Source organism: Marinomonas sp. BSi20584 (assembly GCF_002792415.1).
In the GTDB taxonomy this organism is placed as follows: Bacteria; Pseudomonadota; Gammaproteobacteria; order Pseudomonadales; family Marinomonadaceae; genus Marinomonas; species Marinomonas polaris.
This window is the reverse complement of the sequence record NZ_KZ454870.1, coordinates 90,359-114,155: the sequence shown is the minus strand read 5'-3', so window position 1 is coordinate 114,155 and position 23,797 is coordinate 90,359. Positions and strand designations below refer to the sequence as shown.

Here is a 23,797-nt window from a genome sequence, read left to right as displayed (position 1 = left end):
GCCCATTAATAGTTTAAGGTGCATCAGCTTCCATAGACTGATTTATCCATAATAGTGCATTTAAGTACTATTGAAAACCAAACAAAAAAAGGCCAGCAGGGGGAAAACTGCTGGCCTTATCAATACAAACGGATTGTTATTTAACTAATCAAACCGCGAATTGATTCATGGTGTTATCTTTACCTGACGCCTTCAGCGCCTGCTCACCTGAGAAGTACTCTTTGTGATCATCACCAATATTAGAACCAGACATGTCTTGGTGTTTCACACAGGCTAAACCTTGGCGAATTTCTTTACGCTGTACTTCTCTCACGTAGCCCAACATGCCAAGTTCACCGAAGTAGTCTTTCGCTAAATTGTCCGTAGACAAGGCAGCTGTATGGTACGTCGGCAAGGTAATCAGATGGTGAAAAATCCCAGCTTGTGCCGCTGCATCTTTTTGGAAGCAACGAATACGTTCATCCGCTTCGTCTGCCAACACACTACCATCGTAATCTTGTGACATCAGTTTCTCACGTTGGTATTGGCTCACATCTTTACCTTCAGCCAACCAAGCATCAAACACTTGCTGACGGAAGTTCAACGTCCAGTTAAAAGATGGACTGTTGTTGTAAACCAATTTCGCGTTTGGCATAACGTCACGAATACGATTCACAATGGCAGCAATTTGACCGATGTGTGGTTTTTCGGTTTCGATCCACAATAGATCCGCGCCATTTTGCAAAGACGTAATACAATCCAGCACCACACGATCTTCACCTGTATTCGGCTTAAAGCGCACCAAACCATTGGCTAAACGAGTTGGCTTAATCAAACGCTCACCCAGTTTGATCGCCATATCACCAGACTTCATTTGCTCCAGTGACGTCACTTCTTCGCCATCAATAAAGGCATTGTATTGTTCCGCCAAGTCGCCAGCCGTTTGTGATACTGGGATCTTTTGCGTTAAACCCGCACCCAAAGAATCTGTACGCGCTACGATCACACCATCATCTACACCCAATTCTAAAAAGGCGTAACGTACAGCATTAATTTTCGCTAGGAAGTCTTCATGCGGCACGGTTACCTTGCCATCTTGGTGACCACATTGCTTAGCATCAGACACTTGGTTTTCAATCTGGATACAGCAAGCGCCCGCTTCGATCATTTTCTTCGCTAGCAAATAGGTCGCTTCTTCGTTACCAAAGCCAGCATCAATATCAGCAATAATTGGCACAATATGAGTTTCAAAATTATCGATTTTTTGCTGTGTCGCTTGCTCGCGAACTTGATCGCCCGCTTCTCTCGCTTCGTCCATCTCTTTGAATAAATGCTGTAACTCACGGGCATCTGCTTGTTTCAAAAAGGTGTATAGCTCTTCGATCAAAGCTGGCACCGAAGTTTTTTCATGCATAGATTGATCTGGCAATGGACCAAATTCAGAGCGCATCGCCGCGACCATCCAGCCTGACAAGTATAAGTAACGACTACGCGTGGTGCCAAAATGCTTCTTAATAGAAATCATTTTTTGTTGGCCGATAAAACCATGCCAGCAACCTAAAGACTGAGTGTAATTTGCAGGGTCTTTGTCGTAGCTCGCCATGTCTTCACGCATGATCTTAGCTGTGTATTTCGCGATATCTAACCCCGTATTGAAACGGTTTTGCAATTGCATTCTAACCACAGATTCTGGATTCATCGCCGCCCAAGTTGGACCTTGTGAGTGAATCGTTTGGCTAGCTAGTTGCGTTTTATTCTTGTAAGTATGCATAGTATTTCTCGCTCTTTAGTTGTTTAAGATAAATTCATTAATAAAAAATCAATTCGCTGCTTTCGCTTTAACTCGGTATGCGTGTAGCAAAGGTTCGGTATAACCATTTGCCTGAATCACGCCTTTAAAAATCAAATCCTGCGCCGCTTTATAGGCGTAACTGGTTAATAAGTTTGACGACATAGGTTGGTAACCTTCTGTGGTTTTATTCTGTTCATCTACCACCAGCGCCATACGCTGCATCACGTCATCAATCTGTTCTTTATCGCAAAGTCCATGCAGTAACCAGTTAGCCAAATGCTGGCTGGAAATTCGCAAAGTGGCACGATCTTCCATCAAGCCCACATTGTTAATATCTGGCACTTTCGAACAACCAACGCCCGCTTCAACCCAGCGCACTACATAACCCAGCAAACCCTGAACATTGTTTTCGATTTCTCGCTCAATCACTTGGTCCGACAAGGTCAAATTGCTTGGAATTGTCGGGATGGTAAGTAAATCCGTTAGGCTCGCTTGCGGACGGCGTTTAATACGTTCTTGTACTTCAAACACATTCACTTGGTGATAATGCAAAGCATGCAATGTCGCCGCCGTTGGCGAAGGCACCCAAGCCGTATTTGCGCCGGCTTTTGGATGCGCAATTTTGGCTGTCATCATCGCCGCCATTTCATCCGGCATCGCCCACATTCCCTTGCCAATTTGTGCTTTGCCCTGTAAACCACATTGCAAACCTATGTCTACGTTGCGGTTTTCGTAGGCTTGAATCCAAGGCTGAGTTTTAATCTGATCTTTTGGCAAAAATGGCCCTGCTTGCATACTGGTGTGAATCTCATCGCCAGTACGATCTAGAAAGCCAGTATTGATAAAGAACACTCGTGATTTCGCCTGACGAATGCACTCTTTCAGGTTCAAGGTAGTACGACGTTCTTCGTCCATAATGCCAATCTTGATGGTGTTTTCTGGCAAACCAAGCATCTGTTCTACTCGACTAAATAACTCACAGCTAAACGCCACTTCTTCTGGTCCGTGCATCTTTGGCTTGACGATATAAATGCTGCCAGTGCGACTATTACGCATTCGGTTTCGAGTCATACCTTCTGAGCGTTGCAAATCCAGCGCGCCAATCAAGGTTGTCACTACCGCATCCATGATGCCTTCCGGTACAAAGTTACCTAGCTCGTCTTGCATCAAGTCACATTCCATCAAGTGACCCACGTTGCGTACCAACAATAAAGAACGACCATGTAGACGGTATTCCTGATTATCCAAATCCGTAAAAATACGGTCAGGGTTCATGCGACGCGTTTGCGTTTGCCCATCTTTGCTAAAGCTGGCTTCTAGCGTGCCTTGCATCAGTCCTAACCAATTGCGATACACTTCAATTTTGTCTTCCGCATCAACGGCTGCCACAGAGTCTTCGCAATCAATAATGGTGCTCAATGCCGATTCAATAAGAATGTCGTTGATATTGGCTGGGTCTTTCGCACCGTTTTTACCGTTACGATCAAATTGGATCTCTACGTGCAAGCCATTGTTTTTTAGCAAAATGGCCTCTGGTTCACTGCGCTGACCGTTTACTGCCACCAGCTGACAAGGCTGCTGTAAACCGGTTTGACTGCCATCTTGGAAAAAAGCCAATAAATGGTGGTAATAAACCACGTAGCTGATCACATCTTTATGAGAACCAGACTCCAGCGGAAACACGTCATCCAAAAATTCTTTAGCTTTGGCAATCACCGCTTCGCCACGAGCTGGGTTGTAGCCTTTATTGTGTAAAACAGCTGTTTCTAGTCCTGCTGTTTTCGCAATGACATCTGTACCGTAAAAAGCGTCGTACAAACTGCCCCAACGTGCATTGGCGGCATTCAATGCAAAGCGAGCGTTCTTTACTGGCACAACTAATTGAGGTCCAGCCAAGTGAGCGATTTCCTCATCGATATTCGTCGTGGTGATGGTGAAATCTTCGCCTTCTGTGACCAAATAACCAATCTCACGCAAGAAGGCTTCATAAGCCTTTATGTCCATGGCTTGGCCTTTTCGAGCGAGATGCCATTGATCAATCTGTTGTTGCATCGCATCGCGAGTGGCCAATAGTTGGCGATTAATCGGTGACAAGTCAGCAACTAACTGTTCAAGGTCGCGCCAAAATGTTGTCGGTTCGATAGCGTGAAGTGGCAGCACTTCTTCATTGATGAAGTTGCAAAACCCTGGATGAATCACACTGTTATTTTTAGCTTGGGGCATATTCATCTCGCTTTCCTTCTTTCTTATATCTATCTGATTCTTAGGGTTAGCAATTCGTTTGATCTCTCTTACGATTGCTTGATTTATAGTCTATGCCCTACTAAGATAAAATTTCACAATAAGAATTACACAGTGTAAATTTTACAAAAATGAAAAATAAAAATAGCCTCAATCGCAAAGCCCATTTTTTGGGTACTAAGATCCGCAACCTGCGTAAACGCAACCGTTTGACGATGGAAGACCTGTCGGCGCGATGCATAAAAGTAGACGCAGAATCTGCCCCATCAGTGTCTTATTTATCCATGATAGAAAGGGGGAAACGCATCCCCAGTGAAGACGTATTGGAAGTCATCGCCAGCGTTTTTCAAAAAGATGTCGAATGGTTTTTAGATGATATTCCGGAAGAAGAAGCCATTACTCCAACAAAAGGGTCTGGCGGTGGCATTAATGGTATGGCGTTAGAGCCAAACTTTTTGTTCTCGAAAGAAATACTACAAATCGCCATTCCTGAGATGCTTTCCCAAACTGGCACCAGCGGTCGTCAATTTGCTCATTTGTTGATTCGCGCCCACCAAGAGCATCATCAAAATCATTTCCCAGATTTAGAGCGAGCCGCCGAAGAAGTAGGACTCAAGCGCTTACCATTAAGCCTTGATGAGATTGTCGCCATCACCAAGCAAATGGGTTTGCAGATCAAGTGGTTTAGAAAAACTCCGTTAGCGGTTTTACAAGAAATGGGCATCAGTGAAAGCCATGTGGTGACTTCTTTCTTTGATCCGCCAAGTACAATCTACATCAACCAAATCATGAAGGCCCAGCCACAACGGTTGAAATACAATCTCGCGGTGCATATTGGTCACACGGTTTTACACGACAAAGACGGCATGAAAAACGTCTTGGTCACAGGACGAAATGAGATCTCGCCCTTACAAGCGCAGAACGCGAAACTGCAATCATCGGGGATGGATGCTCAGGATATTTTGTACGCATGGCGGGACTTCGAATGTAGCTTTTTTGCGGGCGCACTGCTTTGCCCAAAAGTTCCATTTCGACAAATGCTAGATCGTAATGGCTACGAAATTAATACCGCACAACTAGCGGGTGTTTCTGAATCCGTCACCATGCGCCGTATGACGGCAGCATCGCCTTATCCGCATTGGCATTATTTTGATGCCTACGCTCCGGGCAAACTTAAAGCCGTGTATCGTGGTAATGGCATTCCACTGCCTTGGGGCAATATGAGTATGGTGGAAGATCCTTGTCAGCACTGGTCTGTGTTTCGCAAAATAAGCGAACCAAGCACGGGCACTTCTGCACAAATATCGATTCTTAATGTCGGCGACGAGCCGCGGATTTACGCTTGTGAATCGATCAAAGTACAAGATCTTGCAGGCAACAATCACGTACTTTGCTCCGGCATCGATTTGAATCCTGCCATTGATGCCCAAGGCAAAGACGCCCTCTCCATCGCGGCAGATCTACGCGAAGCCTGCGTCACCAAAGGCGGTTCCTCACAGATCCCAAGAAGCATCAAAAAAGACCTAATGAGCGTAGCGAAAATACTTAACATTAATTGGATCGAACGCGGCATAGACAACGATGCTCGGTTGATTTGCTCACGCGGCGCCGTCTGCCCAAGGAAACCGAGCTGTTATCAACAATGTGAAGCGAGATAGTCGGCTTATTTGGAGAGAGTTTACCAGTGGAAGCCAAGCCGTTTAGTGTTTTACTTGCGTCACTGACGTCGTCAACGCAAAACACCACACGGCTAACTTCTACTTATATTTTTTTATCGTCTCGGTTTTTGGTGATAGTTTGAACTAAAATAAAGATAACGGATTGAAAAGTACGAATAATGACGTACAATAAAAAGGTACGATTTATTTCGTACAAAAAAAAGTAGCGATGGGTTTCAAGGATGTGAAATCACAAGTGATAACTTGCTTAGAAAATGGCTCATACGACCATGAAGTAAGAGAAAAAATTGATGTCAAAAACCTTTTCCAGTGCGGTCAGTTAAACGATGATGAGGTTATTGAACTGATACGTCATACTCGCGGCAACGAATATGAATACAGCCCTCACCATCAAGCACCTACTATTGATGTACATGTATTAAAGCCATTCAAGAATGGTAAACGATGGTATATAAAATTTTACTTTATCGAGCCCGATGCCATGTTTATCAGTGTTCACGAAAGCGGAGTGTAAAATGAAGATAGTTAAAGAAGGTGATTCAAGACAGGTCATTTGTCCAGAATGTGGTTTAACACACGCGACTTATCAGCTTCGAGATGTCAATTTTAATGATGATTCAGGCATGGTGAAAAATATCTTGGCGGCGGTGTGTAATCACTGTAATAACGTAGTTAGCATCCCAAAACAATCCACCGCAAAAGTGCGTGCCGAGTACAATAAAATCAAAACGCCAATTGATGTGCGTTTGCCTGCTCACTTTTTAGATATTCTAAATATAGCGACGCAGAAAATAGACGCCAGCTTAGGAGACAGCTTTAATAAAGCCTTGGTTTTGTACTATCTTCACGCCTTAAGTTCCAATCGATTCTCTCAAAACGACTTAGGCTTGCTGTTAACATCCGACCTTGCCAAGGCAAAAGCCTCAAAACGCTTTTCCGTTAAGCTTAATGAAAAGAGTATTAACGAAATCAAATCCTTAATGGCATCGCAAAAACTGAAAAATAATACGGAAGTCTTTAAAAGTCTGATACTTAGAATCAATGAGGACATCGTTCAGCCTAAACAACCAAAACATCTAGCAGAATTGCAAAACTTCGCCGCGGCTTTTGCATGAGTGATTAAAGTATCGTGGTTGTTTATTCATCAAGTTCAGATCCCAAGAAACATCAAAAAAACCTAATGAGCGTAGCGAAAATACTTAACATTAATTGGATCGAACGTGGCATAGACAACGATGCTCGATTGATTTGCTCCTGGGGTGCCGTTTGCCCGAGGAAACCGAGTTGCTATCAACAATGTGAGGCGAGGTAGTCAGCTTGTTTGGGGAAAAGTCCATAGGCAGAAGCCAAACCGTGTAGTATTTTACTTGCGTCACTGACGTCGTCAGCGCAAAACACCACACGGCTTGGCTTTTAAAACCGACAGGCTAGACAATCATTCACTCACAGGCCAATGATGCAATTCATGAAGCACACGTAAGATTTCTAGGCAGTTTACAGACAAATTTTCTCGATAAACGACAACAAAAGGCAAACCTGCAATAACAAGTTCTCGTGTGTTTTTCACTCTGCCATAGCGTCCAGCTCTCGGGTGTTCAGACAGAATAAGATTTACGTTATCAATGACCTTCATTACCACATCAATAGCAACAATTTGGCTATTATCTTCTGCGATGTAGGCTTCGATTTTTTCTAAATCAAGTTCTGCTAAGTCAGTCCATTTGAGCAGCACGCTTTGCATCCCATTTCGCTTTAATATCAGAATGGTCGATCCATTTACCTTTGTCCGCTGACTCAATGCCTTTTTCAACTTCATGGATAAACCAATCTTCGCGGGCAACGTATTGTTTAATAGCTTCCGCCATTAGCCATGCTCGAGGCCTATCCATTGCTTCAGCCATTTGTCCAACACGTTGCAGTGTCTCTTCGTCTAGTCTGACTGAGGTTGCTTTTAAAGACATTGACATTCTCCGAGGTTCTCTAAGAATCTAAATCATAGTCCATACATGTTTCTTTGTCTTCATCAGTCTTAAAATTTGACGGTGAATAAGACAAGATAACAACTATTTTTCTTCTGTCTCCAAACACTCTTCTACTGCTATTGCGCCAGCTTCAATACGTTTTAACAAGCCCGCTTTTTCTAAATAAATCATATCGTTGCAAATGATGTTATCCGACACATTAAATCGCTGCTTTAGTGTCTTAGAGAATACTTTTCCATCCAGTGCTAGCAAAAGCAGTATTGTTTGTTGTCGCTGAATATTTTGCATCTTCCTGTTGCTCATCAGAATACCTCACTTGCCTACTGGCGCAATGACATGTCGCTGTAACGCCTTAATCGTTCGGTCGTTAGCAATATAATGCCAGCCAGCAACAGCAATATCATGGGGAATGAAGCAAAGGTGAATACTTTTGCTGTGGCGCCAAGTATTGGCGGTACGACCATGATGCCGATATAAGCCGTCGCCATAGATAAACCAATAATGGCTTGCGATGCCGATGAGCCAAAACGTTTCGGAGTCATTTGAATGGTGTTCGGAAAGATTGGCGCACAACCTAACCCAATGAATATCAAGCCTATTTTTGCCAACTCATCTGAAAATGGTAGAGCAAGCAAGATGCAGCCGAACAAAATAATGACAACGCCTGAGCGGATAAGGGTTTCTTCTGCCACTTTTTCTGCGATCACTCCACAGGCAAAGCGCCCTGCTGTAATACCTAAATAGTACATTGCTACCCAAAAAGCGGCATCAACTGGCAAAATATTTCGCTCTGTCGTTAGGTAACTCGCAGCCCACAATCCAGTGCTCGTTTCTATGGAACAATAACTAAAGAACATGGCTAATTGCAGCGATACTCCTTTTATTTTTAGTGCAGAAGTATTTGTCACTAACGGAGTACTTGTCTCATCCCTTTTTACCGAGCGAGTAACAAACTGCCTCCACAGTGGAAGGGAAGCAAATAATAAAATGACCAGTAATAATTGCACGACCGCAATGGTCATGTAGCCATCACGCCAACCTTCTTTGAGGGCCAAATAATTCGCCATTAGAAGTGGACCAGCGGTCGCACCAACACCCCAGAATGAATGCAGATAATTCATATGCTTGGCTTTGTAATGTAATGCAACAAAGTTGTTCAATGCAGCATCCACAGCGCCCGCCCCAACACCTAATGGAATAGCCAAGAACACAAGCGCCCATGCCATGTTGGACATACTAAAGCCAAGTAGTGCCACCGCTGTCAGTAAAACACTTAGCGCAACAACTTTTCCTATTCCAAAATAATGAATCGCTTTCGTCACATAAAGGCTAGAGATCACAGTGCCAGCACTAATGATAAGAGAAATAACACCTGCAAATTCTAGTGAAGCATTTAAGTCGTTTTTCATAACCGGCCACGCTGAGCCAAGTACGGCATCAGGCAGACCTAAACTGATAAAAGCGATGTAGATAATGAAAAGCAAAAGCATGACGGTGTTCACCTGTTTTAATTTTTTAAAACAATACCGTCTGGTTAGCTTTATATATAGGTATATACTCTCTTAAAATACAACGATTCTACCAAGACGATGTAACAAAACTTTTTTTACGAACTATTTAACCGGACCACTTTACTAAGCGATGTCATGCAGATTTATAAGATTGAAACAGAAGAAAACGGCAGAGAGCTGACTATTCACGGGAGTCATGACTTTCCTTGTGGATCTTATGATGAACGTTTTTCACACTTTGTTGGTGGTGAAGTGCCGTGGCATTGGCATGATGAAATAGAAGTCGTGCTGGTTATAGAAGGCGCGACCAAGGTCGAATGTATTAACTCTAGTGACATAGTGAAAACTGGCGAAATGGTCTTTATTAATGCCAATACCTTGCACAAACTAACGAACCATGGCACTGAAGACTGTCGAATACTCAATGTGGTGTTCAGTCCAAAAATGCTTGGTGGTGTTGACTTTGGGCTAATTTATAAAAAGCATGTACTTCCTGTTATCAATAACAAAGAACTGCTGCTTTATAAATTCTCCGGCAATAAAGCTTGGCACCAGCAAGTGATCAATGAGCTGGCGACAGCCTTTAATGTATGGAAAGAGCAAGGTTCTGATCGCGAGTTTTATATGAATATTGCATTGATGAAATTTTGGCACATTTTCTGTACCAATCAGCAAGACATCACCGTTAGCCAAAACACCGTAAAGGCCAACGAAAAACGCATACAATCTTTGCTAAATTTCATTCATAGCAATTATGAAGAGCGCATTTCTATTGCCGATATTAGTCAGGCAGCAAACATCAGTGAAAGTGAATGTTATCGTATATTTCGTAACGCTCTGAGTTGCTCACCAAACAGCTACTTATTAAATTATCGGTTACGGAAATCGGTTCAACTACTGACCGAAAGCAATAAAAAAATCGCAGACATTGCTTACGAAAGTGGTTTCAACTGTTCAGCCTACTTTGCTAAAAAATTTAGACTTACCTTTAATGTAACCCCAATGCAATTCCGGAAAAATTACAGCGTAACCTTAGATCATCCTTTAGCTAACAACTTTCCCATAACACAAACCAAATCAAGCTAATTTCGCAATAGAAGGCAAGACCCAAAAGCCTGATTAACTACTTTTGGATCTTACCTAAATTAGCCATTCATGACGCTTTTAGTTGTTTTTAAGAGCCTGCCTTTAAACTTTCAAATCTCAATCCACTTGCGCTTCTATTAGGGAAACCTTTCCAGTAAGTATTGTCTGAATTATCCGTCCCGTTTTTTTCCTTGATATACTTGCCATCATTAGAAACAGGTACTAAATCAAAGTAGCTCGACATAGCAGAATCATGTTTCAAATACTTACCTAGCCATGCTGTAATAAAGTGCGTTGAAATATTGTTCATGCGTACGTTATCCCAAACTGGATCAAGATAATGCATGGTTAAATTAAAGCCTAAATCAGCGTCCACCTTGTTGGCTTCTTCTGGTGGCGCCATCGGTGCGCCTGCATTGTGATTTGCATAGTCGAATGTCAACAATGAACGATCAACACTGGATGCAGACTTCCATAAAGAACGCACTCCGTCTTCATAGCCAACAACGTCGTCCACTGAACCCGCTATAAATAACATGGGAACTCGAATTCCCTTTGTCGTTTCTGAATCCATGAAGTGTCTTTTCATACCTGCAGGAGCAAAGGTGACAGCCGTTTTTATTCGACTATCCGCTAAGGCGAGATACTCTTTGCTTCCACTCAAGTACTGATCTAGCGTGCCTTTAGGTGTCGAAAAAAGACCGTCACGTTGATCCAAGGCATATTGCGTCAAACCACCACCTACTGTCACTACTGTGCCATATCCGCCCATTGAATAACCAATAATCCCAGTATTATTCACATCCACCAGATTATACAGAAAGGAGCTTTTGTCTTTTGCAAGATGACTAATTTGATCCAAGATAAACAGTTGATCTTTGGTTCTATTGACCAAGCTTGAGCTGATCTTGGATAAAGTACTATAAGTCGAATCGGTATGATCAATAGACACCACTACGTAGCCTTTTGAAGCAATATTCTCTGCTATGGGCGCCATTAAAAACCGGTTTCCAGGATAACCGTGGGAAATAATCACCAATGGAAACGCTTTTTCAGTTTTAGCTGGTTTGGCTTCTACAATCGCCTGACCATGTAAGTCGACTTTGGTTTTGCCATCTCTGATGAAAGCTTTTATTACTCTAGAACCTTTGGCGTTGGCTAATGCTGGATACCAAACTTCAACCGTTAATGGACGATCATAATACGGAAAAGCATCTCCATCTTTTCTGTCATTATCCGTGTTTAAAACGTCGATCTGTTTTTTATGAATAAAATCAATTTGTCTGACACCTACTGTTTGCTCTCCATAAGCTGCAAGCTCAGGGGCATCGGCTCGAATGATATCAATTCTATTTTCTGCTCTTACGGCAGGAAATGGGATACAAGAAGCAACCAACAACGTTAAGGTACATCGGGTCATTAGCTTATTTATCATTACAACTTTCCTTATTATCTTTATTGTTTTTAACATTTAAAAAGCTCACCTAAAAGCGATTATTGTATCTTTAAGCAGTGTTTAGGTAATCGATTAACCAATGAAGTATAAACAGGTCAATCCATCATTCTCAAGTACTAAAACTTACTTATACTGACAAAACCTTTTCCTCGCTTGTTGCTCCCACCAAACGAAGATAAAATCTTAACTCTTCAATACCTCCTAGTAAGGAAACTGCATGCCACCAAGCCCGCGCCGAAAACAAAAGCACACCACCAACAGCAAGGTGTCTTTAGCTATGGTGGCGGCTCATGCCAAGGTATCGACAGCAACAGCTTCTCGTATCATCAATGGAATTACGAACAAGGCGTCAGAGCAAACTATTCTGCAAGTCAAAAAAGCGGTTGAGGAACTCGGCTACAGACCAGCAAGTATTGGCAGAGCATTAAGATGCCAGGAAAGTCGTATGGTTGGTGTATTAGCCGCTAGTTTGGCCAACCCTACGATGTCGGCAATTGCTTCATCAATAGAGTGGGCGTTAAGGGACGAAGGCTATATTATGTCCTTGTGTGATACTCATGAAGAGGCAAAGATACAAGACGAATACTTACGCGAGATGCAGTCTCAACTGGCTCGTGCAGTTGTCATCATTGGCGCGGTGCAAAGTGAGCTTTTAACTGATTACCGTAACAGTGATACGACATTGCTCTTTATTAATCGCCCCGCTCCAGACCAAAAGAATAGCTACTATGTTGGCATCAATAATTACCAAGCCGGTGTTGATGTCGCAAATTTACTTCTACAGCATGGAAAGAAAAACATTGGGATCATTCATGCATCACTGAGTTTTACTGCCGCGGCGGAACGACGCAGAGGTCTGCTAGATAGGTTGTCAGAAGCAGGCATTTATCCCGATGATGTCCCTCATGCTCACATAGAAGGGCTTAATCATCTTGAGGTCGGGTATAAAAGTATGCAAACCTTTTTAGACATGCCCAAAAGACCGAATGTCATTGTCTGTCTAAGTGATATGCTAGCCTATGGAGCATATCGTCTCACTCAGGAAGCGGGGTTAGATCCTCTGGAAGACATCACTTTTTTTGGCTTTGATGACAACCCGCTGAACCCTTGGATTGCTAGTTGGCTAAACTCGGTTGGCGTTCCTGCAAGCTTATATGGACCTGCCACAATGGTCACCTTGAAAGCCATTTGGAACCATTCACCACCAACCGAGCCGGTTTATCTTCCTCATCAATTTCGTTTGAATAAAGAGTTTTCTCTTCTACCACCGAAGAAATAAGCTGTTTAATGGCTAACATGATGCTTCTATACCCTCAGGTAAGCAGCAAATTTTGCTTTTACATTAGAGCAAGCCGTTTAACTTAACGTATTGCAGCAACATGATGGTTTTTCCATCTTTAATCTCACCAGAATCGACCATAGAGCAGGCTAGCTGAAAGTCTAATTCAAGCACTTCTATATTTTCTTGTTCATGCTCAAGGCCACCACCATCAGATATCTTCATGTTGTCTGAATATTCAGCCACAAAAAAGTACAGCATTTCCGTGACAGAACCTGGCGACATATAAGCTTCAAAGACTTTTGTGACGTGTTCAACTTTAAAGCCTGTTTCCTCTTCCGTTTCTCGTTTTATGCAATCTTCGGGATTATCTTGATCTAATAGACCTGCACAAGACTCAATCAGCATCCCATCATGATTACCATTTACGTAAGTGGGCATTCTGAATTGTCGAGTCAACACTACGGTCTTTTTTTCAATGTTATAGAGCAGAATCGTTGCGCCATTACCTCTATCGTACGCCTCACGCTCTTGATATTGCCACTGACCATTCTGGCCTTTCAACTCAAAAGAAAATTTATTCAAGGTATACCAGTTATCAGATAATAGCGTTTTTTCTATGTTACGAATATCCGTCGTACTCATGCTTGCTTCCTTATAAAGTTTATAGCTATTAACAAAAATGATTAAAATCAAAATATAGCAGCACTGGAGCTCCCTGATCTATTCATTCTAATAAAGGGCTTTAAGAAAACGTAGAATGGCATCGGTTTACACCTGTCACAAATATCATGTAACACCTAATCGACATAAAAATGCCATTTATCCTCAATCAGCCCTATCGAAAAAAGCCTACAAGTATTAAAATCAGCGCAAATTCCCCTACCCTTAGTTAAGGATCTCTCATGACTTTGTCGACCGGTCAGGCTACTAATGTCGTCGTTGTTAGTAACTCTTCCGATAATCCGTTTGCTATTGATGTCGCTTATGCAATGGGTCAACACGAAGACATCGCTGATTTGATCAGTATGAAACAGTTCATGAACTCCGAATTCTGCCCACGTTTTATTTCTGACGAAGCAGATTTCGATAACATTGGCCGCAAACTCAAGGGTAAGGCTGTCATCATCGTTAGTACTGGCAGTCATGTAAAAAGTCGCCAAGAACTAGCGATGTCTAACCTGATTATCGCTCGTGCTGCAAAAGAAAATGGTGCCGACCGCGTTATTCTGGTTGAGCCAGACTTATTCTACAGCGCACAAGATCGTGGCCCTCATCAGAGCTTAGGCGAAACCAGTTTTGAACGTGATATCCAAGACGTTAAAAAATTCGATGGTCAGCCTTTCACTGCTAAGCTTTATGCTCAGCTATTAAAGCTGTCTGGTGTGGATACTGTGATGACGATTCACAACCATTCCGATTCTGTGCAAAAGATGTTTACTGAAGTGTTTGAAGGCGACTTCCATAACTTAATCCCTTATGAGATTTACGCCCATTACTTGTTGAATTCAAACATCCTGAACTACGGCGAAGACGGCGAAGGGCTTGTTCTTTGCGCACCAGACAAAGGCGCACGCGATTTCGTTAAAGAAATGTTCAAAACTCTAGGTCTCAGCAAAGCTAAATTCATCATGCTTGATAAAGACCGTACCGCTGAACGCAAAGTAGAAATCACTCTGCATAAAGAAAGCGAACACACTTTTGACGGCTTAGACGGCGCAAGCATTGTGTTGTTCGATGACATGGTTCGTACCGGTTCTACCGTAGTGAAATCTTGCCAATTCTTACAACAAATCAATCCTGAACGTATGGTGTTTGCAGTATCGCATTTTTATGCCAGCGATGAAGGTCGTGAGCGTATGGCGCATCCAGCGATTGGCGAGATTTTAACACTAAATACCTTACCAACGATTTTGAATCGTGATGAACAAGGTCGTTTACGTAAGAAAATGGTCGTATTAAAAGTGGAAAAATGGCTTGCTCAAGAGCTTTGCAACATTCTGGATTTGCCACAAACTCACGAGCCAAACCCTTACAAAATCGATATGTCGTCTAAAAACCCACGTTTTAAACGCAAAATTTGGTTCAGTGAAGAACTGTCTGAATTGAAGGGCTAGAATTAAACACTGTTCAAGTAAGTATTCAAGAATACAAAAATGCCGCGATCACGCGGCATTTTTATTTCTTTTGCTCAATTTTATTGATTAAGCACGAAAAGCTAATAAAAGAATGTCTTTGATTTTACGATCTATTTCTACTTGTGCCGATTCAAAATCCGCTCGCTCTACCTTGTATAAGAAAGGCTGAACACCACGTAATTTCTTGATCGCTTGTGGGTCTTCAGCTAACAAGACCGCAACATAAGAGAACGCGTCGTAATAAGGAAAAGCTTGCTCACGCAATGCGTTCAAGTACGAGTCAACCGACTCTTCTCCGAACACTTGCTTGATAGCAGTAATCGCACAAAAAACAGCGACTCCTTCACACAATGCTGGCGTTTTAGTGCCTTCAAAACCAACAGGATATTGACCACGTACCATTTCTTGAATTACATCCGCCAATAACATGACATCGTTACTGAATACTCGAGCTGGCATCTGAATCTTATAACGATATGGTTCATCAGCGTGCTCAAATACGGCACTTGGTTTAGCAATGTCATCACTGACTTCAAAGCCATCAAATTTGGCTTCAACAACGGCTTCGCCAAAAAGAAACTCTACTGCAGGCAACCAAGCCGCACGCAACTTTTCTAATTTATTTACTTCTGTTGAGTAAGTGTCTGCCACAACCTCATCCTTATTTATTCTGAAAGAAACAGAGCATCAGACTCATAGCCAAAACACTCTTTTAGATAGGCGAAACCTTACCATAATGAAGAAGATCAAGCAGGCAAAATTCGACGATAAATACGCAGATTCAGTGAATAACAGTGGAATTTAGATCAATGAAATAGAAGAAAAGCTAACGGATCTTATCTTAGCTGGCTGTCTTTACTGCCAGCTCGATTATACAAAGCGGAACGGCCTTTCTTCTCTTGTTCAGACTGACATTGAATACACAAACGTACACCCTGAATGGCTTTGCGACGAGGCTCTGGAATCACTGCGTCGCATTCTTCACAATGGGTCAAGCTCTCGCCTTTTGGCATGCTGTTTTTCGCACGCTCTACTTCAGAGTCGACCGTCGCGTCTATTTGATCTTGCACTGCGCCATCTTGCGCCCAACCGCTAGCCATAAAGCGAGCCCTCTTCTTTATATTTGCCTTATCGATTACTCAACAATATTCCGCCGCCCATAGTGATAAACAACCCGCCAGTTATTTTGGTGATTTTGGCTTCCATGTTTTTTAGCGAGAAACGTTTTCCTAGACGAGCAATACCAAAAGCATAGCCGATATGTACGCTGGTAACGATAGCGCAGATAGTAATAAACATAACCGAAAACTGTTGATACGCAGGCGACTCTAGGGTTAAAAACTGAGGCAAGAAGGCGGACAAAAATATTAGTGTTTTAGGATTACTTGCAGAGACCAAGAAAGCTTCTCCAAACAGCGCAAGTCCCGTTTTAGTCGAATTAGTTACGGCAGTATTATCTACAGCATCAAAAGTTGATTTCTTTTTGGATTTCAAGGCTTTAATACCAAGGTAAATCAAATAGCTTCCGCCTAATATTTTCATCACCAGAAACCAAACTGGCAATGTTTGTAAGAGTGCACCAACGCCCAAGGCAACCAAACAAACAATCAAAAATTGGCAGGTCAAATTACCAAAAATCGTAATAAAGGCAGATTTCCAACCAAATTGAATACTATTTTTAAGCACTAATAATACGTTCGGCCCTGGCGACAGTGTGGTCACCAAGTAAGCTAAGAAAAACAAAGTCCATAGATGGAAAGTCATAGTTTGCCCTTAAGTTTGTTGTTAAATAATACTCTTATTCGCTTCTACTTGGTTCTGCACAACGTTGCCTTTCCCGTAAATAGAGGTACAAAGGTAATCCGCAGGACACTCCAACACTTAACGTTCCAACTATTGCTATAAATCGCCACTTAACTTGGTTCTTTTGGCCATCATGAACAATAAAACCCAATAGTGTGATCGCTGCCACAATAACATCTAGCCATGCAAAAATACTGATAGGATTAGCCATTGCTTCAATGTAGAACTGTGGTAGATCTAAACCATTTTTCAGCAGCCAAGGAACAAAAGCCGCATAAGGAATAAGTGTCCCAATAATTGCTAAACCTAAATAAAACATTAGCATTGCTATACCTCCGTGTATCTCTTATTAATTTTTAATCGCTGGCAATGGGTGTTTAAACACAGATTTAAAATAATATAACAAAGAGAAGCCCCTTTTATCTCAACTTTTCTTATGTAAACAGAATATTTCGTTACCTATTGGCAACATCATTCAATTTACCCTAACTGTGGGTATGTTAGAATTCTCGCTTCCAGCCGCAAGAGCGGTGGTTTAGAGAAGACTATTTTGTAAGGTCTTTCATACTCATATACTTTTTTGGAGACAACACCATGCGTTCATCGCTTAAAATGGGATTAGCCGCACTTGTTGCCGCAATACCAGCTCTTGCATCTGCTCACCCAGGACACGAACACTCAACCAGTTTCATGACAGGCTTCATGCACCCTATGGGTGGCTTGGATCATTTATTGGCTATGCTAGCAATTGGCCTTTGGGCTGCTAGCCTTGGCGGTCGTGCTTTGTGGGCTGTGCCTGCGGCTTTCGTTGGTACTATGTTGGTTGGTGGCGGTTTAGCTGTTGCTGGCGTTCAAGTTCCTTTCATCGAGCAAGGTATTGTCTTGTCGGTGATTCTAATGGGTGCTTTATTAATTGGCGCTGCACGCTTTCCTGTTGCGGTTTGTGCCGGCACTGCAGGATTATTTGCTCTTTTCCACGGCGCAGCGCACGGCTTAGAAATGCCACTGGATGCTAACGGTGCAGAATATGCATTGGGCTTCGCTGCTGCAACGGCGCTGTTGCATGTTGCTGGTATCGGTTTTGGTATGGCGGTTGCTCGCTTCCAAGCACCTATCGTGACTCGCGTAACAGGTAGTCTAATTGCTATCGCTGGATTATTTTTAGCGCTAGCATAAGCTTAGCGACCACTGCTTTGTCTACAAAAAAAACAGTGGTCGCTTCCTTCTACAGGAAATATTTTCCTACTAAGCCTCTCAACCAGTCATCACTCAAGCTTCAATGCTTTTACTCTAATACCGATTATTCAGGCTTACAAAAAAACTAAATACTAATAAAGAATTTATCTGTATTATTTTCGGTATATTTTTTATCAAGTGAAGGATCGTTAGTTGAAGAAAGCAGAGTTTAAGCAGCCTTCCGCCTTATTTTTTTCATTAATTGCTTTCTTCATTATTGCTTTTTGTGGCGCCTATTGGACTCAGTCAACAAACAAATCCATAGTGAATCAGCAGCAGTCTCTTTTAAGTGGCATATCTCGTACTCAGGCCTCAGTTTTAGAACGCCGCCTTTCATCATCCTTTACCTCCGCACAGATTCTAGCTTATGAAGTAGAACAAAATGGCGGTAGCGGTAAATGGTTTCCTAATTATGCAAACAAGCTAATCGAGTCAATTGGTGGCATTGAAAACCTTCAACTTGCGCCCGATGGTGTTATTTCTGATATCTATCCTCTGAAAGGAAACGAAAACGCCATAGGGTTTAACGTCATATCAACACCTGGCTTTAAAGAAGAGGCTATGCTGTCTGTTAAAAATCATCAGATGTTTGTCATAGGTCCGGTTGCCTTAGTGCAAGGTGGTGTTGCCGTTATTAGTCGAGCACCTATTTATTTACATAAAGGTACACAAAGAGAGCTATTCTGGGGCTTTGCTTCAGCAGTTATTTATTTAGACAATTTATTAGAAGCAACACAATTAAAACAACTAGAAAGTGAGGGTTATCAGTATAGCCTGTCAAGAAAGCATGCTGCGACAAAGGAAATCATCGTTTTATCAGACTCAGTTACACCACTTTCTGATATTCAAGCCTCGACCAATCTTATCCTGCCAGTGGGCACTTGGACTCTGCGAATAAGCCGAGCATTAGACACACAGTTAAAACAGCGAAAGATAACTGGCTATGCCATCAGCTTTGCGGTGGCATTTTTACTCTCTCTTGCTTTATATGCCATCCTAATCCAGCCATTAAAACTCAGAAAATTAGTCAAAGAAAAAACCGCAGAACTTCAAGAACTCGCCTATAAAGACCCGTTAACAGGCTTACCAAATCGACGTTTTTTACAAGATAGCTTGCCCAGAATTCTGTACAACAACCAGAGACGTAAACGTATATCTGCTTTTATCTATTTTGATCTAGATAACTTTAAACGTATTAATGACACCATCGGACACGATGTTGGGGACCAAGTACTTGTTATTGTTGGAGACAGATTAAACAAACTAAAAGCCATGTCTGATCTTGTTGTACGCTTGGGCGGTGATGAATTTGGGATCCTACTGGGAGACATTGGCGATGAAAAACAAGCTAGTGAACAAGCAAATCGAATACTAGAGAGCATTCGAACTCCCATTAAAATGGATTCACGAGAGTATATTTTAAGCACGTCATTGGGTATCGCGATGATTCCAGAGCATGGTTATGATCTAGTCACCATCATGCAAAATGCCGACATGGCACTGTATCAAGCTAAGCTAAAGGGTAAAAATCAGTATGCTTTTTATACTGAAAAAATGAAAATCAGTACGCACAATTTAATTAAAGCGGAAGAGGACTTAACCCGTGCGTTGCAACGAAATGAATTTGAGATGTACTATCAACCTCAGTTTGACCTTCATACCAATCATGTATTTGGTGCTGAAGCTCTAATTCGCTGGAACCACCCAGAAAAAGGTCTAATTTTCCCTAATGACTTCATCCCTCTCACTGAAAGCACAGGGCAAATTGTTAAATTAGGTTATTGGGTTCTAGAAAGTAGCATCGCTTATCTGGCACAACGAAAACAGGAAGGCAGACCTGATATTCTATTGCATATCAATCTTGCTTCGGAGCAATTATCAGATCCTCACTTTGTTATCATAGTTCAAGAGCTGCTTGAAAAATATCAAGTACCTGCTCATTTAATTGGTTTTGAAATCACTGAAACCTCTATTCTTGAAGACATCCATCTTGCTAGATATTTGTTACAAACACTAAAAGAAATGGGTATTTGTATCGCTATTGATGATTTTGGCACCGGCTATTCATCACTATCTCAACTTAAAAACCTTCCAGTAGATTTGCTAAAAATTGATCGTAGTTTTGTGATGGATTTAGAGAATGATCCGGATGATCGAAAAATCGTTGAAGCAATCATTGCCATGGCTCATAAACTCAATATCAAAGTATTAGCTGAAGGTGTAGAAACCAGAGAGCAATGGAAAATGTTGGCCGAATTTCAATGTGATTTTGGCCAAGGCTATTATGTTAGCAAAGCTTTAACAGCCGATGAGTTTAACAAAGGCTCTCCGATTGTTCATAAGGATTAGCATGTTTTCTTGCTAATGCTCGCAAAATCCCCAAACTTTAAACGACCACAAAAAAGCCCCAATTATCATCATAGATACTTGGGGCTTTAAATAACCGCTTAATTAATTAAGAAGCTAAGCAGATCGCTCGACCATGGTTATGAACCTCAACCAATTCTTTATGAAGGCTGCAGATCGCTTTTTCATAGTCTTCTTCATCAACAACAAACTGCATATCTACCTGACGCATAGATTGGTGCATAGCCAATACGTTGACGTTTTGCTCTGCAATGGCTTTTACCGCCTTCGCTAGCATACCTGTGGTTTTCATATCGCTACCAATGGCAGAAACAATTGCTACTTTACGTTGCGTAATTTCAGCATCCGCAAAGCGCTCATGCAATACTCTCATGACACGCTTCAAGGTTTTCAGGTTGATCGCCAAATAGTGTGTAATGGTGTTCGCATTAATATCTTTAGCGATAATATGAGCGTGAAATTGTCTTAATACTTTAAGAATATCCACATCAAATTTATCAATATCACCGGCCATGTCTTGATCGAATAGTTCTACGGCAAATACACCACGACAACCTGCAATGATCTCTACACATGGCGCATCACTTACGTAATCACCGGTGATAAGCGTACCTGTATGTTCTGGCTCAAAAGTATTTTTCACACGCAATGAGATACCACTTTGACGCAAACCTTTTGCTGCTTTAGGATGGATAGCTTCCATACCAAGATTAGCAAGCTGATCGGCTACATCGTAGTTGGTTCGACCAATTGGCACTGCCTTGCTTTCACCAACTAAACGAGGATCAGCACTGCTTAGGTGGAACTCTTTATGAATCACAGCTTCATGAGCTTCAGTCAAAACCGCAATTCGGCTGAACGTCATTTCACTATAGCCACGATCAAAAGTAGACATCAGACCTGTTTCGCTGTGAGCATAACCTGTAGCGATCGGAAGTTCTTTGCTCAAATCAACGTCTTTAAATGCATCTAAGATACGCTCATCAAGCGACATGTGGCTTGGGCTATTCCAACCAGTCAAGTCAACGAACACAGCATTCACGCCATCGCGTTGTAACAAGTGTGCTGTATTCCAAGCACTATGCGCTTCACCAAGACTAGCAAGCATTTCTCGTACAGTAGCAAGATGCTCGCTAATCGAAAAATGACCGTGCTGACAAAGGCGATGTAGGTCTTCAAGACACTCTTGTGCTTCTTGCAAACGGCTATTTAAAAATGCGTCTGCTTTATGGCGCAATTCACCCGCTTCGAACAAGCTATGGTTAATTTCTAACATGGCTGTACGAACATCTTGTAATGCTGGGAACCAGTTGTTTTGCTTACGCTCTTGAGCGAATAAAGCAAATACACCAGCATCACCCGTTTTCTTGTGCTCTAACAGCTTATCGGTCATACCAGCATAAGCAGAAACAACAAAAACACGTTGGTACATGTTGTTCACTAAAGTGGGTTTGAAAATTATATTATCTCTAACTGAACGGTAGTCACTCATGGACGTACCGCCAATTTTTTCAACTGTATGTTGTCCCATCATTTTTCCAATATGTTAAGGGGCTAAAAGCCAACTTATGCCGAAATCCAAAACTGCCGCTATATTGTCATAAGGTTGCGGAAAATTTAAGCATTAATCGCTTTTTTTAAGCGCTTTAATCGACTTCCTAGCCGCGATGTATTCAGGCCTTGGAGTCGTGTTACCAAATGGCAAATCCACACGATTTGACAAGGCATTGTAGACAAAAAATAAATTCGAACGAGGCGATGATGTAATATTACCGTTTGAACCATGCAAAACATTGCAATCAAACAAAATAATTCTGCCTGGTTGACCAACTGCAGCTTCAATGCCATTTTTTTCAATTAATGACCGTAAGGAAGCATCATCTGGAACGCCTACCTCTTGCGTTTTAAGAGAAGAAAGATAGTTGTTTTCCGGTGTTTCTCCGACACAAGAGATATAAGTAAGATGAGAACCAGGAATCAACAACAAAGGGCCATTGTGGTAATCGTTAGGTGTAAGCGTAATAGACATACTCAAGGCTCTCATACGTGGCATACCATCTTCTACATGCCATGTCTCAAAGTCTGAATGCCAGTAAAACTCCTTACCACGAAAACCTGGCTTGTAATTCAAACGAGTCTGATGAAGATAGACCGCATCACCTAAAAGATACTCTGCGATTCGAACTAATCTTGGATCTTCAGCCACGCCCTGAATAAAAGCGTCTAGTTTATGTACATCAAATACTGAGCGAATATCTCCACTACTGGATTCTGTAACGCTTTCTTCGCGTTGCTTGATCTCGCCATCATCACGTAAATACTGCATATGTTTCTGCATATTAATGACTTCTTCGTCACTAAAAATATCATCCAAAAACAAAAAACCTTTCTTTTCGTATTGATCTAAAAGCGCCTCTTCAAGAGGCGCTTTTTGTCGATAATTAGAGTAGATAATAGGATCTTGGCGCTTGATATGCATAGGTTCTGAATAGATTCTGGATGGATATTGATCTTGCTTAATCCCATCAGAACTCAGTGAATCTACACTATTTTTATCAGAAAATTTTGAACTGAAAAGCTTCTGGTTAGACACTTTCTGCTTAGCAACTTTCTGATTAGTAAAGTCATCATATAAATATTCAGATGCTAGAACCGATGACATGATCGCGACTCCTTATTATCTCCTTACCGTTAACGACATGATCTGATAAATAGCTTTCTAGGCTTACTCTAGAATTTCGTAAGCACCTTCTGAGTTGTGTACTTCTTTACCCGTAATTGGCGGATTAAAGACACAAGCCAGTTTCAATTCTTTAAAAGCTCGCAAGGTATGCGCATCATGTTTATCAAGCACATATACAACACCCGGTTTAATATGGTGTTTTTGACCTGTTTCACGGCTTTCTACTTCGCCTTCACCAGAAATGCAGTACACAGATTCAAGGTGATTTTGATAATGCATATCAAAATCTTTGCCTTCATAAATAGTGGTGATGTGGAAAGAAAAACCCATGTTGTCTTCTTTTAATAAGAGACGTGTGCTTTCCCAATTACCATCTGGTGACACAACACGGCGTTCGGTTTTTTCACATTCTGCTAAATCACGTGCAAACATTCTTTTCTCCTTATGATCCGAAGATCGCTTAAATGCCGATAAAGAGTTACCGGAAGAAACTTGAGGTTTTTGACTTACTATTTGCTTCACTCAAGCATGTGACAAAAGCCACCCTCAAAATAAGAAGGCGGCT

At 41.8% G+C, this 23,797-nt stretch carries 24 protein-coding genes; 9 read left to right on the top strand and 15 right to left on the bottom strand.

Annotated elements, in window-relative coordinates; all coding sequences use genetic code 11:
- Positions 1 to 148: 148 nt before the first annotated feature.
- Positions 149 to 1,750, bottom strand: coding sequence for an isocitrate lyase (locus TY87_RS03335; protein WP_100185980.1), 1,602 nt, complete (start codon positions 1,748 to 1,750; stop codon positions 149 to 151).
- A 48-nt stretch (positions 1,751 to 1,798) separates the two neighbouring features.
- Positions 1,799 to 4,000, bottom strand: a complete 2,202-nt coding sequence (locus TY87_RS03330; RefSeq protein ID WP_100185979.1) for a malate synthase G — start codon at positions 3,998 to 4,000, stop codon at positions 1,799 to 1,801.
- 143 nt (positions 4,001 to 4,143) lie between these two features.
- Here TY87_RS03330 and TY87_RS03325 point away from each other — a divergent pair, with 143 nt between their 5' ends.
- The 4 genes from TY87_RS03325 to TY87_RS03310 all read left to right on the top strand — a co-directional run bounded on the left by TY87_RS03325 (position 4,144) and on the right by TY87_RS03310 (position 7,003).
- On the top strand, positions 4,144 to 5,670 hold the full coding sequence (locus tag TY87_RS03325; RefSeq protein WP_100185978.1) for a DUF3612 domain-containing protein: 1,527 nt from the start codon (positions 4,144 to 4,146) through the stop codon (positions 5,668 to 5,670).
- Between the two features lie 256 nt (positions 5,671 to 5,926).
- Complete coding sequence (locus tag TY87_RS03320) at positions 5,927 to 6,205, top strand: hypothetical protein (RefSeq protein WP_232617054.1); 279 nt, start codon at positions 5,927 to 5,929, stop codon at positions 6,203 to 6,205.
- A 1-nt stretch (position 6,206) separates the two neighbouring features.
- Complete coding sequence (locus TY87_RS03315) at positions 6,207 to 6,806, top strand: hypothetical protein (RefSeq protein WP_100185976.1); 600 nt, start codon at positions 6,207 to 6,209, stop codon at positions 6,804 to 6,806.
- Between the two features lie 14 nt (positions 6,807 to 6,820).
- Positions 6,821 to 7,003, top strand: coding sequence for a DUF3612 domain-containing protein (locus TY87_RS03310; RefSeq protein ID WP_269777499.1), 183 nt, complete (start codon positions 6,821 to 6,823; stop codon positions 7,001 to 7,003).
- 123 nt (positions 7,004 to 7,126) lie between these two features.
- Here TY87_RS03310 and TY87_RS03305 read toward each other — a convergent pair whose 3' ends face one another.
- From TY87_RS03305 to TY87_RS03290, 4 genes are all read right to left on the bottom strand, one after another.
- Positions 7,127 to 7,423: a type II toxin-antitoxin system RelE/ParE family toxin gene (locus TY87_RS03305; protein WP_100186044.1), complete on the bottom strand. Its 297-nt coding sequence runs from the start codon at positions 7,421 to 7,423 to the stop codon at positions 7,127 to 7,129.
- Positions 7,404 to 7,652, bottom strand: a complete 249-nt coding sequence (locus TY87_RS03300) for a CopG family ribbon-helix-helix protein (RefSeq protein ID WP_100185975.1) — start codon at positions 7,650 to 7,652, stop codon at positions 7,404 to 7,406. Before TY87_RS03300 ends, TY87_RS03305 begins: the two co-directional genes overlap by 20 nt.
- Before the next feature lie 102 nt (positions 7,653 to 7,754).
- Complete coding sequence (locus TY87_RS03295) at positions 7,755 to 7,976, bottom strand: DeoR family transcriptional regulator (RefSeq protein ID WP_100185974.1); 222 nt, start codon at positions 7,974 to 7,976, stop codon at positions 7,755 to 7,757.
- A 17-nt stretch (positions 7,977 to 7,993) separates the two neighbouring features.
- A complete protein-coding gene (locus TY87_RS03290; protein ID WP_100185973.1) occupies positions 7,994 to 9,163 on the bottom strand; it encodes an MFS transporter in 1,170 nt (389 codons plus the stop codon).
- 156 nt (positions 9,164 to 9,319) lie between these two features.
- Here TY87_RS03290 and TY87_RS03285 point away from each other — a divergent pair, with 156 nt between their 5' ends.
- Positions 9,320 to 10,270 carry an AraC family transcriptional regulator gene (locus tag TY87_RS03285; RefSeq protein ID WP_100185972.1) on the top strand — a complete coding sequence of 317 codons (951 nt, stop codon included), beginning with the start codon at positions 9,320 to 9,322 and terminating at the stop codon, positions 10,268 to 10,270.
- Positions 10,271 to 10,358: 88 nt separating this feature from the next.
- Here the strand turns inward: TY87_RS03285 and TY87_RS03280 are convergent, their stop codons facing one another.
- A complete protein-coding gene (locus tag TY87_RS03280) occupies positions 10,359 to 11,705 on the bottom strand; it encodes an alpha/beta hydrolase family protein (RefSeq protein ID WP_157789865.1) in 1,347 nt (448 codons plus the stop codon).
- Between the two features lie 238 nt (positions 11,706 to 11,943).
- On the opposite strand from TY87_RS03280, the gene TY87_RS03275 reads away from it, so the two are divergent.
- The gene (locus tag TY87_RS03275) at positions 11,944 to 13,005 is read left to right on the top strand and encodes a LacI family DNA-binding transcriptional regulator (RefSeq protein WP_100185971.1); all 1,062 of its coding nucleotides are present in this window, start codon (positions 11,944 to 11,946) and stop codon (positions 13,003 to 13,005) included.
- Positions 13,006 to 13,068: 63 nt separating this feature from the next.
- Here the strand turns inward: TY87_RS03275 and nudK are convergent, their stop codons facing one another.
- Positions 13,069 to 13,650, bottom strand: a complete 582-nt coding sequence (nudK, locus tag TY87_RS03270; RefSeq protein WP_100185970.1) for a GDP-mannose pyrophosphatase NudK — start codon at positions 13,648 to 13,650, stop codon at positions 13,069 to 13,071.
- A gap of 260 nt (positions 13,651 to 13,910) precedes the next feature.
- On the opposite strand from nudK, the gene TY87_RS03265 reads away from it, so the two are divergent.
- Complete coding sequence (locus TY87_RS03265) at positions 13,911 to 15,122, top strand: phosphoribosyltransferase family protein (protein ID WP_072839572.1); 1,212 nt, start codon at positions 13,911 to 13,913, stop codon at positions 15,120 to 15,122.
- 87 nt (positions 15,123 to 15,209) lie between these two features.
- On the opposite strand, the gene TY87_RS03260 is transcribed toward TY87_RS03265, so the two are convergent.
- The 4 genes from TY87_RS03260 to TY87_RS03245 all read right to left on the bottom strand — a co-directional run bounded on the left by TY87_RS03260 (position 15,210) and on the right by TY87_RS03245 (position 17,271).
- Complete coding sequence (locus tag TY87_RS03260) at positions 15,210 to 15,794, bottom strand: hypothetical protein (protein ID WP_100185969.1); 585 nt, start codon at positions 15,792 to 15,794, stop codon at positions 15,210 to 15,212.
- A 185-nt stretch (positions 15,795 to 15,979) separates the two neighbouring features.
- Complete coding sequence (locus tag TY87_RS03255; protein ID WP_100185968.1) at positions 15,980 to 16,243, bottom strand: DksA/TraR family C4-type zinc finger protein; 264 nt, start codon at positions 16,241 to 16,243, stop codon at positions 15,980 to 15,982.
- 28 nt (positions 16,244 to 16,271) lie between these two features.
- A complete protein-coding gene (locus tag TY87_RS03250; RefSeq protein ID WP_100185967.1) occupies positions 16,272 to 16,907 on the bottom strand; it encodes a LysE family translocator in 636 nt (211 codons plus the stop codon).
- A 34-nt stretch (positions 16,908 to 16,941) separates the two neighbouring features.
- Positions 16,942 to 17,271: a DUF2834 domain-containing protein gene (locus TY87_RS03245; protein ID WP_100185966.1), complete on the bottom strand. Its 330-nt coding sequence runs from the start codon at positions 17,269 to 17,271 to the stop codon at positions 16,942 to 16,944.
- A gap of 269 nt (positions 17,272 to 17,540) precedes the next feature.
- Here TY87_RS03245 and TY87_RS03240 point away from each other — a divergent pair, with 269 nt between their 5' ends.
- A complete protein-coding gene (locus TY87_RS03240; protein ID WP_100185965.1) occupies positions 17,541 to 18,122 on the top strand; it encodes a HupE/UreJ family protein in 582 nt (193 codons plus the stop codon).
- Between the two features lie 213 nt (positions 18,123 to 18,335).
- Positions 18,336 to 20,531, top strand: coding sequence for a bifunctional diguanylate cyclase/phosphodiesterase (locus TY87_RS03235; RefSeq protein WP_100185964.1), 2,196 nt, complete (start codon positions 18,336 to 18,338; stop codon positions 20,529 to 20,531).
- 106 nt (positions 20,532 to 20,637) lie between these two features.
- Here the strand turns inward: TY87_RS03235 and TY87_RS03230 are convergent, their stop codons facing one another.
- The 3 genes from TY87_RS03230 to TY87_RS03220 all read right to left on the bottom strand — a co-directional run bounded on the left by TY87_RS03230 (position 20,638) and on the right by TY87_RS03220 (position 23,664).
- Entirely contained in the window at positions 20,638 to 22,080 is a 1,443-nt protein-coding gene (locus TY87_RS03230; protein ID WP_072839565.1) for an aspartate kinase, read from the bottom strand.
- A 93-nt stretch (positions 22,081 to 22,173) separates the two neighbouring features.
- The gene (thpD, locus tag TY87_RS03225; RefSeq protein ID WP_269777498.1) at positions 22,174 to 23,211 is read right to left on the bottom strand and encodes an ectoine hydroxylase; all 1,038 of its coding nucleotides are present in this window, start codon (positions 23,209 to 23,211) and stop codon (positions 22,174 to 22,176) included.
- Between the two features lie 63 nt (positions 23,212 to 23,274).
- On the bottom strand, positions 23,275 to 23,664 hold the full coding sequence (locus TY87_RS03220; RefSeq protein WP_012068875.1) for an ectoine synthase: 390 nt from the start codon (positions 23,662 to 23,664) through the stop codon (positions 23,275 to 23,277).
- Between the last annotated feature and the right edge of the window lie 133 nt (positions 23,665 to 23,797).